Origin of the sequence: Drancourtella massiliensis (genome assembly GCF_016900655.1) — a bacterium.
Taxonomy (GTDB): domain Bacteria; phylum Bacillota; class Clostridia; order Lachnospirales; family Lachnospiraceae; genus Sellimonas; species Sellimonas catena.
Genome location: NZ_JACJKH010000006.1, coordinates 63,216 through 75,657, shown reverse-complemented (window position 1 = coordinate 75,657; position 12,442 = coordinate 63,216). Strand labels below are relative to the sequence as shown.

The 12,442-nt window shown below is 48.2% G+C and carries 13 protein-coding genes; 2 read left to right on the top strand and 11 right to left on the bottom strand.

What is annotated here, in order from left to right:
• Positions 1 to 6 precede the first annotated feature (6 nt).
• The 9 genes from H6A32_RS04795 to H6A32_RS04755 all read right to left on the bottom strand — a co-directional run bounded on the left by H6A32_RS04795 (position 7) and on the right by H6A32_RS04755 (position 9,425).
• Positions 7 to 582: a hypothetical protein gene (locus H6A32_RS04795; RefSeq protein WP_087167845.1), complete on the bottom strand. Its 576-nt coding sequence runs from the start codon at positions 580 to 582 to the stop codon at positions 7 to 9.
• A 12-nt stretch (positions 583 to 594) separates the two neighbouring features.
• Positions 595 to 1,374 (bottom strand): SDR family NAD(P)-dependent oxidoreductase, encoded by a 780-nt coding sequence (locus H6A32_RS04790; RefSeq protein ID WP_087167844.1) that lies wholly within the window; start codon positions 1,372 to 1,374, stop codon positions 595 to 597.
• 18 nt (positions 1,375 to 1,392) lie between these two features.
• Entirely contained in the window at positions 1,393 to 3,297 is a 1,905-nt protein-coding gene (locus H6A32_RS04785; RefSeq protein WP_087167843.1) for a YgiQ family radical SAM protein, read from the bottom strand.
• Positions 3,287 to 3,976, bottom strand: coding sequence for an HAD family hydrolase (locus H6A32_RS04780; RefSeq protein ID WP_242960114.1), 690 nt, complete (start codon positions 3,974 to 3,976; stop codon positions 3,287 to 3,289). The genes H6A32_RS04785 and H6A32_RS04780 overlap by 11 nt, the downstream gene beginning before the upstream one ends.
• Entirely contained in the window at positions 3,977 to 4,711 is a 735-nt protein-coding gene (locus tag H6A32_RS04775; RefSeq protein ID WP_242960113.1) for a pseudouridine synthase, read from the bottom strand.
• Entirely contained in the window at positions 4,708 to 6,114 is a 1,407-nt protein-coding gene (locus tag H6A32_RS04770) for an RsmF rRNA methyltransferase first C-terminal domain-containing protein (protein ID WP_087167842.1), read from the bottom strand. Before H6A32_RS04770 ends, H6A32_RS04775 begins: the two co-directional genes overlap by 4 nt.
• A gap of 58 nt (positions 6,115 to 6,172) precedes the next feature.
• Positions 6,173 to 7,015, bottom strand: coding sequence for a M23 family metallopeptidase (locus tag H6A32_RS04765; protein ID WP_243424854.1), 843 nt, complete (start codon positions 7,013 to 7,015; stop codon positions 6,173 to 6,175).
• A gap of 235 nt (positions 7,016 to 7,250) precedes the next feature.
• Positions 7,251 to 7,784 carry a nitroreductase family protein gene (locus H6A32_RS04760; protein WP_118636296.1) on the bottom strand — a complete coding sequence of 178 codons (534 nt, stop codon included), beginning with the start codon at positions 7,782 to 7,784 and terminating at the stop codon, positions 7,251 to 7,253.
• Between the two features lie 201 nt (positions 7,785 to 7,985).
• Positions 7,986 to 9,425, bottom strand: a complete 1,440-nt coding sequence (locus H6A32_RS04755; RefSeq protein ID WP_087252340.1) for an aminoacyl-histidine dipeptidase — start codon at positions 9,423 to 9,425, stop codon at positions 7,986 to 7,988.
• 115 nt (positions 9,426 to 9,540) lie between these two features.
• Here H6A32_RS04755 and H6A32_RS04750 point away from each other — a divergent pair, with 115 nt between their 5' ends.
• Positions 9,541 to 10,470 (top strand): transporter, encoded by a 930-nt coding sequence (locus H6A32_RS04750; protein WP_243097610.1) that lies wholly within the window; start codon positions 9,541 to 9,543, stop codon positions 10,468 to 10,470.
• A gap of 6 nt (positions 10,471 to 10,476) precedes the next feature.
• On the opposite strand, the gene H6A32_RS04745 is transcribed toward H6A32_RS04750, so the two are convergent.
• A complete protein-coding gene (locus H6A32_RS04745; RefSeq protein ID WP_087167840.1) occupies positions 10,477 to 11,058 on the bottom strand; it encodes an ATPase in 582 nt (193 codons plus the stop codon).
• Positions 11,059 to 11,131: 73 nt separating this feature from the next.
• On the bottom strand, positions 11,132 to 11,683 hold the full coding sequence (gene rsmD, locus H6A32_RS04740) for a 16S rRNA (guanine(966)-N(2))-methyltransferase RsmD (protein ID WP_087167839.1): 552 nt from the start codon (positions 11,681 to 11,683) through the stop codon (positions 11,132 to 11,134).
• Positions 11,684 to 11,834: 151 nt separating this feature from the next.
• Between rsmD and yfcE the strand changes: the two genes are divergently transcribed.
• Positions 11,835 to 12,377, top strand: coding sequence for a phosphodiesterase (gene yfcE / locus H6A32_RS04735; protein ID WP_087252338.1), 543 nt, complete (start codon positions 11,835 to 11,837; stop codon positions 12,375 to 12,377).
• The last annotated feature ends 65 nt before the right edge of the window (positions 12,378 to 12,442 follow it).

Genomic DNA, 12,442 nt, shown 5'->3' with positions numbered 1-12,442 from the left:
ATTCTCCTATACCGCAGCCGTCAGGATCAGCCGGCGCATTTCACGCACCGCTCTGTCCGGCTGCCCTTCTGATTTCTGCTTTGTTTCTCCAAAACTTTCGGCCCGCTTCAGAAAGGAATCGTAGTCAGTAAAAATTTTGACTGTTACTTTGTCGTAATGATTCTCTTTCAGTATCCGGGCGAGATATGCCTCCACCTCTGCCGGAGGAACCTTGGTTCTGGAAACATACCCGCAGATCAGGTGTCTGGAAATCAGGAGTACATCTACAGGCATTACTTTCTCCGAGCTGGTAAGCACCATGTCATAAGCGGAAAGAATTCCGGCAGCCGCTGTTTCCACCTCCCTGACTTTCTCTTCCTCAAAAGACCGGTATGGCAGCAGCATAATCATTCCGACAGCGGATCTGGCGGCCGGAAGGCATCCCAGAATCGCCACGATGGTAAGCAGATTGTTTCTCGTGTGTGTTGTCAGATATCCGGTCAGAAAGACGGCAATGCTGATCCCAAAAAGAAGGATGGTGATCAGGATCCGCTTTTTCTTCTGGTCCTTGATATAACCTGGCATCCCTTTTGTAATTTTCATAAATGCTCCCCTTTATTTCATCCATTTGTCCATGGCGTAAAAGATGACATTCTCCGGCATCAGTTTACCGGCGATCCTTGCCCCTTTCATCAATGTTCCATGAACAGAAACAGGCTTTTTCATTTTTGCATCCAGCAGTGCGGTCCGGACTACATCCTGCGCCGAAACCATCGTTGCCTGTTTGGCCTTGCTGTTATTGGTTCCGGACACCTCAAAGAATTCCGTATCCACAGGTCCCGGGCAGACCGCTGTCACAATGATTCCGTCTTTTTTCAGCTCTTCGGCGAGTCCTCTGGAGAAGCTGGTGACATACGCCTTTGTTGCCGCGTAAACTGTAAATCCAGGCTGCGGGCAAAAGCTTGCCCCGCTTGATATATTTAAAATCCTGCTTCCCTTTTTCATGTACGGGAGGATCATCAGCGTCATTTTCGTGAGCGCGCGGCAGTTGACGTCGATCATCCGAAGCTGGGCCTGCGGATCGTGCCCGGCAATCTCTTTTGCCTCTCCGATTTTTCCAAATCCGGCGGCATTTACAAGCATCCGGACATCCGGATTCTGATTCTCGAGGCGGTTTAAGATTTGCTTATAGATCAGATCTTTTTCCAGATCGCCTGCAAAAATCCGGACATAGATCCCGGTTTTCTCCTCCACGGTCTTTTTGACCTGTTCCAGCCTTTCCGCTCTTCTGGCCGTGATCCATATCTCATCAAGCTGCCTGTAAAATGCGGGGATCCGGGTTACAAACTCTCTCCCGATCCCGGAAGATGCTCCTGTCACAACTGCAATCCTCATATACATTCCTCCCTGCTGCTATTTTTTCTTTTTCTTATGTGTATTTCTGATGGTTTTCTTTTTCCTCGGTGCGGCAGCCTCCTTTGACTGCTGCCGTTTTTTTGCAAAATACCGGTCCTCTTTTGTCTGCCTCGGACGGATCAGACAATGCTTTCCGAACCCAATCAGATCTTCCCGCCCTGCTTTTTTGAGAGCTTCCATGACCAGCTCATAGTTTTTCGGATTCCGGTACTGAATCAGCGCCCTCTGCATCGCCTTTTCATGCGGGGACTTCGGTACATAAACCGGCTTCATTGTCCTTGGATCGACTCCCGTGTAGTACATACAGGTGGAGATGGTGGACGGTGTCGGATAAAAGTCCTGCACCTGTTCCGGCATATAACCAAGATCCCGCAGATATTCCGCAAGAGCCACCGCCTCTTTTAAGGTGGAGCCCGGGTGAGACGACATCAGGTATGGCACCAGATACTGTTTCTTTCCAAGCTGTTCGTTGATCTTTTTATATTTTTCAGTAAATGCGCGGTACACGGAATTCTCAGGTTTTCCCATCATCTGAAGAACCGGGTCCGCAATATGTTCCGGCGCTACTTTGAGCTGCCCGCTTACGTGATATTCGCAAAGCTCCCGCATAAAGGTATCATCCGGATCTGCCATGACATAATCAAACCGGATACCGGAACGGATAAAGACCTTCTTGACCTTCGGTATTTCCCGGAGGCTTCGCAGGAGCTTCAGGTAGTCTTTATGATCCACATTCAGATTTTTGCATGGTTTCGGGAACAGGCACTGTCTGTGCTTACATGCTCCGTGAGTCAGCTGCTTGTCACAGGCCGGATGCCGGAAGTTGGCAGTCGGTCCGCCTACATCGTGAATATATCCTTTGAAATCCGGCTCCTCCGTCAGAAGTTTCGCCTCCTCAACAAGGGACTCATGACTTCTTGTCTGAATGATTCTGCCCTGATGGAATGTCAGTGCGCAGAAACTGCAGGCACCAAAACATCCCCGGTTGCTGATCAGACTGAATTTCACTTCTGAGATGGCCGGAATTCCTCCGTCCTTTTCGTACATCGGATGATAGGTCCGCATGTAAGGAAGCGCGTACACATCGTCCATCTCGGTCTGGGACAACGGCTTTGCAGGCGGATTCTGTACGACATAGACGTGCTCCGAATACGGCTCAATCAGCCGCTTTGCCGTAAACGGATCCGTATTACAGTACTGGGTATAGAAACTCTCGGCATAACGAAGCCTGTCTTTCTGAAGCTCGGAATAGGCCGGCAGCTCCACGGCGTCATATATCGCTTCCCGGTCTTTGACCTTGCAGACTGTCCCGTCAATATAAGTCAGGTCTTCCACCCGGATTCCGGCGTTCAATGCATCTGCGATTTCCACAATGGAGCGTTCTCCCATTCCGTAGGAAATCAGATCCGCTCCGGAATCCAGAAGCACGGAGCGTTTCAGCCGGTCAGACCAGTAATCGTAATGGGCCAGTCTTCTGAGACTTGCCTCGATTCCGCCGAGAATCACCGGCGTCTTTTTGTACGTCTGGCGGATCAGATTTCCGTAGACGACGCAGGCGTAATCAGGACGTTTCCCCATGACGCCGCCCGGCGTATAGGCGTCCTGGCTTCTGCGCTTCTTGGAAACGCTGTAATGGTTGACCATGGAATCCATATTTCCGGCCGATACAAGAAATGCAAGTCTTGGCTCCCCGAAAACGGTAATGCTGTTCTTGTCCTTCCAGTCCGGCTGTGCAATGATCCCGACTCTGTATCCATGAGCCTCCAGAAGTCTTGTAATGATGGCGTGTCCAAAGGACGGATGGTCTACATAGGCGTCTCCGCTGATGTAGACAAAATCAACCTGATCCCATCCCCGCTCTTCCATCTCTCTTCGGGAGACCGGTAAAAACTTATTTTCCATCTGTGTTCCTCTCTTTGATGCGATCCATTACATCGTGAAAATCATGGATGTAATAGTCGGCAAGTTTTTTCTTTTCCTGATCCAGTGGACGGGAAAACTCATCGTAGACGGCGCACACCTGCATGCCCGCGCGTTTTCCTGCCAGAATCCCCATCGGCACGTCCTCGAACACAAGACAGTGCTCCGGCCGGACCTGCATGTCCTCAGCCACCTTGAGGTAAATATCCGGAGACGGCTTTCCAACGTTTACCTCCCCGGAAGTCCGCATGGCCGTAAAATAGGTATCGATCTGAAGCGCTTTCAGTGCTGCTTCAGCAAGAGTCCTTCCGTTGCTCGTCGCAATTCCGAACAGGATTCCGTTTTCCTTCCCATACCGGAGGAATTCCTCCACTCCCGGTTTCAACGTGACCTCCTCGGTATATCTCTGGTAGGCAAGGCTGGTCCATTCGTCCATGATTTCTTCGGTCGATAGTGCCATGTCAAATGTATCCCGGAAATACTGTGCCGTCTCATGGTAGGACTTTCCCTCGATCGCTCTGTGAAAATCATCCGGAAGCTCCAGATGATATTTTTTTACATAATATGAATCAATGTCCGGCCAGATCCACATGGAGTCGATCAGGGTCCCGTCCATGTCAAAGATCACTGCTTTTGTTTTTTCAGTCATATCTGTTCTCATTTAGCTCTCCTTTGCCCAGGCCTGTTTTAACGCATCAATTTCTTCTTCTGTCAGCCGGCGCGATGCTCCTTTTGGGAGCGCCGGATCCAGATTCAGTGTCCCCATCCGGATTCGTTTCAGATAGACAACGTGCTTTCCAACCGCCTCAAACATCCGTTTGATCTGGTGATAGCGTCCTTCCTGTATTGTGATGGAAATTTCGGAACAATTCTGCTCCGGATCGGTATTTAAAATTTCCAGCACTGCCGGAAGTGTCAGAGTATCGTCTCCGATATCCACTCCCCGTGCAAATGCGGCTGCGTCCTCTTCCGTGACAATACCGGAAATGACAGCCTCGTATGTCTTATCTACATGCTTTTTCGGTGACAGGAGACGATGGGCCAGCTCTCCGTCGTTTGTCAGAAGCAGAAGCCCCTCTGTGTCCTTGTCAAGGCGTCCCACCGGAAACAGATCTTTTCTTGCCGGATTTTCCAGCAGCTCCAGTACGGTCCGCTCTTTGGAATCCTCTGTCGCAGATACGACACCGGCCGGTTTGTGGAGCATATAATAAACATAAGGCTCATACCGGTACGAAATGCCAAGGCACCGGATCCTGGCGGTTTTTTCCTCTACTTTGACCTCCGGCTTTTTGATGATCTCTCCATCCACGCTGACCTGTCCTTTGCGGATCAGCTTTTTGACTTCCTGCCGGCTGCCTGCTCCCATCTCTGTTAAAATCCGATCTAACCGCATCATGATGACATCCATCTCCATCCTGGAAGATATTTGTTCTTCAACGTGCCCTGGGAAAGCTTTCCGAATCCAAGTGGATATCCGTCCACGCAGACGAGATACCATCCCTTTTCTTTCGGCCCGGTCAGATCATCGGTGAGAATCGTCTCACCTTTCAGATATTTAATTACACGCTCATCTGAAAGCGGAAAATCGAGAATATTCTCATATTCGTCTTTTTTCAGATTCATCGCAAGCGCCTGGCTTGGCTCAAATCTTCCTTTTTTCAGTTCTCCGATGAGAAGACCGCTTCGTAACAAGCGGATGCCGGTAAGATCCGGCAGCCCTTCCGGCATATAGTAAACCCGTTCTTTACGGATATCAAACCGGCCGGCATCAAACGGGCGGTGCACAAGCTGTAAGAAATTTCTCAGATCTTCCGGCAGTTTCTCGTAGGAAGCACTTCTTCCTTTCGCCGGGTGAATCCTGGATGTCTGTGTTTCGGAACCTTCCCCGTTCCCCTTTTTCAGAAGGGCAAGGTAATGTCCCTCGCCTTTCATGTGATGTGGGAAAATCCGGACGGTTTTACGAAACTCTTCCTGACGGATGGAAGCATATTCCGGGCGTCCTTCCCGGAATCCTTCATATGGGCGGATCTCCTGAAGTTCAAACTCCGGATACTGTTCCAGAAGCCGGGAGACGCTTCCCTCATTTTCCAGCGGGTCAAACGTACAGGTGGAATACAGAAGCATTCCGCCCGGCTTCAACATTGCTGCGGCCTGGGTCAGAATGCTTCTTTGAAGTTTTGAGAAAAACTCAGGGCCGTGTTCCTCCCATGCCTTCATCATCTTTTTATCTTTCCGGAACATCCCTTCGCCGGAGCACGGAGCGTCGATCAGAATTTTATCAAAATATTCCGGGAAGTAGTCCATCAGCTTTCCCGGCTCCTCGCTCAGAACAAGCATATTTCCGATTCCGAACAGTTCGAGATTCTTTAAAAGTCCCTTGGCCCGGGAGTTGCTGATATCATTGGCGATCAGCACGCCCTCTCCCTGAAGCTTCGCTCCAAGTTCCGTTGCCTTTCCGCCGGGAGCGGCACAGACGTCCAGCACCCTCTCCCCCGGTGTAATATCCAGGCGGTTGGCCGGTGTCATGGCACTTGGCTCCTGCAGATAATAAAGACCTGCGTAATAATACGGGTGTCTGGCCGGGCTTTCTTTTTCTCCGTCATAATAAAATCCGTTTTCGATCCACGGAACCGGGGTAATGGAAAACGGACAGATCTTTTGGAATTCTTCCACGCTGATTTTGGAAGTATTGACACGGAGGCCATAGTAGCGCGGCTCCTCATAGCAGGCCGTATATGCATCAAATTCTTCACCCAGGAGGGTTTTCATTTTCTCTTCAAATGCTTTTGGTAACTCCATATTTTCTCCTTTCGCATACAGAGTCAGTATACCATACCTGCAGCAAATTCTCCATGCTTCAGTCACTTTTTCTACAGAAAAGTTTGGAGTCTTCCACATATCGGAGAATCCAGTATGGATTGATACTGATTTCTTCGTCCGGCTCTTCCAGATAAATCCCAAGATGCAGGTGTACCGGGAATTTACCCGTTGTCCCCTCGTCTCCGTATCCGCTGTCACCCATATACCCAATCAGGTCGCCCGCCTCTATCTCCTCCCCGATTTCCACATCCGCGTAAGAATCCAGATGAGCGTAATAGAAATAGCCTCCGTGAGGTGCCGTGATCCCGATCCGCCATCCTCCTTTCGGAAGCCATCCTTTACTTGTGACCGTTCCATCCGTCATGCTGACAATCGGGAAAATCCCTCTTTTATTTTCGGATGCCATCAGATCCGTCCCCTCGTGTCCCCTCTTTCCTCCGTAAGTCCGCTCATACATCCAGGAATCTTCGTAGGTGACGGTAAGATCCGGCTCCTCTTTCCAGAACATAACCGGAAAATACCGGACATCCGCCCAGATCTTTTCGCAGGCTGCCATATAGGCGGAATAAGACGGGCTGGCCCGCCACTGTTTTTCGATCTTCTGAAAATTCTGCTTTGTCAGTGAAGGAAAAGAAATATCCGAGTGGAAGTTCTGTTCCAGAAGAAACAGTCCGGCCGCCCGTCCCGGTTCTTTGGAAGTTCTCATATACGAGACCATCTCCTCTGTCAGTTCATGACTGCGGAAAAACTCTTCCGAAACAACGCTTTTGCCAAGGGAAAAATAGGATGCGTCATTTTGAAATTTGGGAATGGCAGCTCCTTCCAGAATCAGAAGAAGAACCAGTATCAGAAACTGCATATATCCTCTGCGTCTCTGCATATGTGCCAGCTTCCCCCTTTTTGACTAGTAGTATGAAATGTCCGGCCGGGATATGACAAAGAGTTCCGCAAGAGGAACTCTTGCGCCGAGCGCAGTCGCTTTAGCGACTAATTTTCTGCTTTGCGCGAGTACGCATCCTGCGGAGCCTTTTTGTTTAACAGGGAATGAAGTTTCCTGTTAAACAAAAACTGCCGGTTCATCAGGGAATCCGGCAGTTTTGTTTTCAGATTTGAATTTAATAAAATTTCGCGGTTTCATCGACGCTTTTTCTCTTCGGCATTTCCGGATCTACATCCGCATATCCGACTCCGATCACGCTGACAACGATCTCTTCTTCCGGAATCTCAAATACCTCTTTCAGTTTCCCGGCATCCCGGATTCCCATTACAAGGGTTCCCAGACCAAGTTCGGTCGCTTTCAGAAGCAGATTCATATTCTGCATGCCGCAGTCGTAGCATCCCCAGCCGTCTTCCAGTTCATTGGAGGCAGTACCATCCACATTGTATCCGGAACGGCCCTTAACGATGGTGGAAACGATCAGAACCGGGGCATCTTTTGTATTATTACGGTTAAACTCCGGCAGCGCTTCTCTTACCTTTTGCAGTGCCTCTTCAGACTGTGCGACATAATATCTCGTAACCTGAGAATTCTTCCAGGACGGAGCAAGAATAGCCGCCTGGATCATCTGGCGGATTTTCTCAGGCTCCACCGGTTTTGCCTGATATTTCCGGATACTTCTTCTTGTTTCCAATGCATTCTGTAATTCCATAATATCCTCCTTTTCAGAATAAAGAGTTCCGCTTGCGGAACTCTCGCGCCGAGCGCGGTCGCTTTAGCGACTAATTTCTGCTTTGCGCGAGTGCGCATCCCGCGGAGCGTTTTTTGTTTAACAGGGAACGGAGTTTCCTGTTAAACAAAGAGTTCCGCGCCGGCAGCATTCCTGTCACCGGCGCGGCGTCCACATTCTGTTTTATTTCAGTTTTGCGAGAACCACTTTGATCATTTCCCATACACGCGCGGTTGACTCGATATCCAGACGCTCATTGACAGAGTGTACATCCGGGATATCCGGTCCGAAGGAAACACAGTCCAGTGTCGGCTTTTTCGCAGACAGAAGGCCACATTCCAGGCCGGCATGTACAGTAGAAATCACGGCATCCTTACCTGTGACTTCCTTGTATGCTTCCGCCATCAGAGGACGTATTTTTGATTCTTTTTGATACATCCATGCAGGATATTCTCCACTCTCTTCATGAGTGCCTCCAAGCATTTCAGCCCATGTCCGGAAAATGGATTTTAATTCCTGCATCTGGGAGTTCACGCTGCTTCTCAGATAGTACATCAGGGAGATGGCTGTCTCATCAGTTTTTACAATACCAAGATTCAGGGAAGTCTCTACCACACCTGGAAGATCTCTGCTGAGTCCCTGTACACCGTACGGTGTGCAGACCATTGCAAAAATCACTTTCTTTGTGACTTCTTTTGTGAGTGCCTGTACCGTCTCTTCCGTGACGGTAACCGGAACCTGAAGATCCGGTTCATCAGAGGAAAACTCTGCCTTTAATGTAGCTTCCATGTCAGATACAATCTCCTGAGCCTTCTTCGGATCTGCCACTGCAATTACTGCTTCTGCCGTACCGGCAATGACATTATCTTTGGAACCTCCACTTACGGATACAAGAGCAATCTCAGTACCCTGATCGAGATGATTCAGGATTCTTCCCATGATTTTATTTGCGTTTCCACGCTGCTCGTGGATCTGGGATCCGGAATGTCCTCCCCGAAGTCCTCTTACTTTGATTCTCATCACAGAACCGCTCTTTTCTTCCCGCTCTGCAGGAATCTTCAAAGTCTCAAGAACACCTCCTGCACAGCCTGCAAGAATAATGCCTTCCTCTTCTCCGTCGATGTTAAGGAAAATATTTCCCTTGATCTGTGACATGTCAAGGGCATTGGCTCCGCCCATTCCGATCTCTTCGTCTGTTGTCACAATAACTTCCAGCGGCGGATGCGGAATATCATCGCTGTCGAGAAGCGCAAATGCGTAGGCAATGGCAATTCCGTCGTCACCGCCAAGTGTTGTTCCTTTCGCTTTTACATATCCGTCTTCTACATAAAGCTCCAGAGGATCATTCTCAAAATCGTGATCTGAGCCCTCCACTTTCTCACAGACCATATCCATATGTCCCTGCAGAATGACCGGCTCCGAATTTTCATATCCAGGTGTTCCCGGCTTTTTGATGATGACGTTCCCCGCGTCGTCCTGTATGTATTCCAGATTCCGTTTTTTTGCAAAGTCCACACACCAGTTGCTGATTTTCTCATCGTAAAATGTTCCTCGCGGAACAGAGGAAAGCTCCTCAAAAATCTGAAATACTTTTTTTGGTTCTAATTGTTCCAGTACTGCCATTGTTATCTCCCTTTCTCTCGTTTTTTACCAAATCTGAACTTATTATAGCATAGTGCTTCTAAAATCGCCATATTTTTCATACAATTTATTGACTATTTTTACCAAAGGAACAATTTTGAAACGTTATTTTTTTGTCATTTTCACGATTTTTCTATTTGTCATCATGCTGTTGTTTCCGGGAGATGTATTTCAGGGGGCCAGGAACGGGCTGCTGCTCTGGTTTGAGACGGTACTTCCGACTCTGCTTCCTTTTCTGATTATTGTCAATATCATGCTGAGGACCAGTCTGATCCGGCACATTTCACGCCTTGTCTATCCGGTCCTCGGACCTTTGTTTTCTGTCAGTCCGGGCGGCTGCTTTGCGGTGCTTACCGGATTTTTATGCGGTTATCCCATGGGTGCGAAGGTCACGGCGGATCTGGTGCGGGACCGGAGGATTTCATCCCGCGAGGGGGCATATCTGCTCTCTTTCTGCAATAATACCAGCCCTGGTTTTATGGCCGGGTTTGTAGTATGCCAGACGATCGGGGACCCTTCTCTTGTCTTTGGATCCATGATAATTTTTCTTCTTGTTCCCGTGGTACTGAGCTTCGCCTTTTGCAGGATCTATCTGAAAAAAGAAACCTATCCGGCACCGACAGTTTTTCACGGAGACAACGGACGTTTTTCCATGGATGTACTTGATCTGTCAATTATGGACAGCTTTGAAACGATAACCAAAATCGGGGGATATATTATTGTATTTTCGGTATTTCTGGAACTTGCGTGCAAGCTCCCCTTCGCCGGTACTCTTCCAGGCAGGCTGCTGCTTTCTTTTCTGGAGATCACAAATGGAGTGGTAATGCTGGAAACACTCCCTCTTCCCTTTTCGTTACGCTATGCCTGTATCATGGGACTTTGTGCCTTCGGAGGATTTTGTGCCGGTGCGCAGACAAACGGCATGCTGAATGGAAGTGGTCTGAAAATCACTCCGTATATTGCAGAAAAACTGGCTGCCGGTGCGGCAGCCAGTCTCATGGCGTATCTCTATATTCAAATACTGTAGCAGCTATTATTCCTCATCCATAGCCTGAGCGAACTCTGCTTCTGTCTCATCCTGAATCCGGAGTTCCTCGCGGTCATTGCGTACCATGTCGTAAGATTCCTGAAGGGAATTGACAAGGCTGTCATACTTGGATGTATAATTATCCAGCGCATGTCCGATCATATTTTCTACTTTTGCCATCAGATCATCTGCATATCCCATGGCACCCATGCGGAGCTGGTTTGCATCCTCAGTCGCGCTGTCAATAATCTGCTGTGCCTGTTCCGTAGCAGCCGCTACGATCTCGTTTGCCTGTGCATATGCCTGCTGCATGATTTCATGATCACTTACAAGCTCGTCTGTCTTTGCTTTTGCTTCCTGAATCATCGTATCTGCCTTTGTCTGGGCATCTGCAAGGATTGCGTCTTTATTATCGATGATCTTCTGATAACGCTTGATCTCTTCCGGCGTCTTCATTCTGAGTTCTCTCAACAACTCGTCGATCTGATCTTTGTTCACAATAATCTTTGTCGTGGATAATGGCTGGAACTTACAATTATCTATGTATTCCTCAATTTCATCAATAATCTGCTCAATTCGGCTGCTCATAGTTACACTCTCCTTCTTACTTCGACAAATCCTGTCATTTACTTTGTTATTCTATCACGTTCCACGAAAGAACTCAACGTCTTTCGACAAAAATATGCCTGTTTGTTTTATATTTTTTTTCTTTTATAATCTCGTATCCCATCTCCTCCAGAAAACTGAAATCAGTATCCAAAGATGCCTCCAGAATGATCAGTGTATCCTCGCTGACGAGTGAAGAAGATCTCAGATAATCAAATACTTCAAACTCTGCTCCCGCATGATACGGCGGATCCATGAAAATGAAATCGAACGGCGCTTCTCCTTCCATTTTTCTCAGTGCGCTGATGACATCCGTTTTCATCAGGACCGCCCGATCCTCCAGTCTGGTATGTTTCAGATTGTCACGGATGCAGGCTGCCGCCTTTTGGTTTTTTTCTACAAAATACGCGGTCCGCGCGCCACGGCTTAATGCTTCAATCCCGATGGCTCCGCTGCCGCTGAACAGATCAAGAAACCGGCAGTCGGCAAGTTCCGGGGAAATCATATTAAACAGTGTCTCCTTGATCCGGTCTGTTGTCGGCCTTGTGTCAAGCCCTTCTATCGTTTTTAGCTGCAATCGTTTTGCACTTCCTGCTATTACACGCATGTTTTTATTCCTTTCTTCCACCTGAAAAGGCAGTATGATTCTGCCACTTATTATATCGGATGGATCCTTTTTCTGTCAAATCACGATCGGGCAGAGCTTGAGTATTTTTTTAGACTGTGATACACTTTTGGAGAAAAGGAGGAATACTGCTATGAAATATTTTATTGCATCCGATATCCACGGATCCGCTTTTTACTGCAAGAAAATGCTGGAAGCATTTAAAAACGAATCCGCCGACCGTCTGGTTCTTCTTGGAGATATTCTATATCACGGCCCGCGCAATGATCTTCCTGCGGAATATGATCCGAAGAAGGTGATTGAACTGCTCAATCCTCTTGCATCACGTGTTTTCTGTGTGCGTGGAAACTGTGACAGCGAAGTCGATCAGATGGTTCTCAACTTTCCTATTCTTGCAGACTACTGTCTGATTTCCGAAAAGGACCGGATGGTTTTTGTTACACATGGTCATCAGTATAATCTGCAGACACCACCGCTTCTTCAGGAAGGAGATATCCTGCTTCACGGACATACTCATGTGCCTGCATGTACAAAAACAGAGACCTTTACTTATCTGAATCCGGGATCTGTCTCTCTTCCAAAAGAGAACAGCCGGCATAGCTATATGATTCTTGAAAATGGTACCTTTCACTGGAAAACTCTGGAAGGAGAGGAATATCAGATCTATTCCATGTAAGAAAAACGGCAGAGGCATCCGTCATGATTTTCACGCGATGCTCTCTGCCGCCTTTTTATGATTCT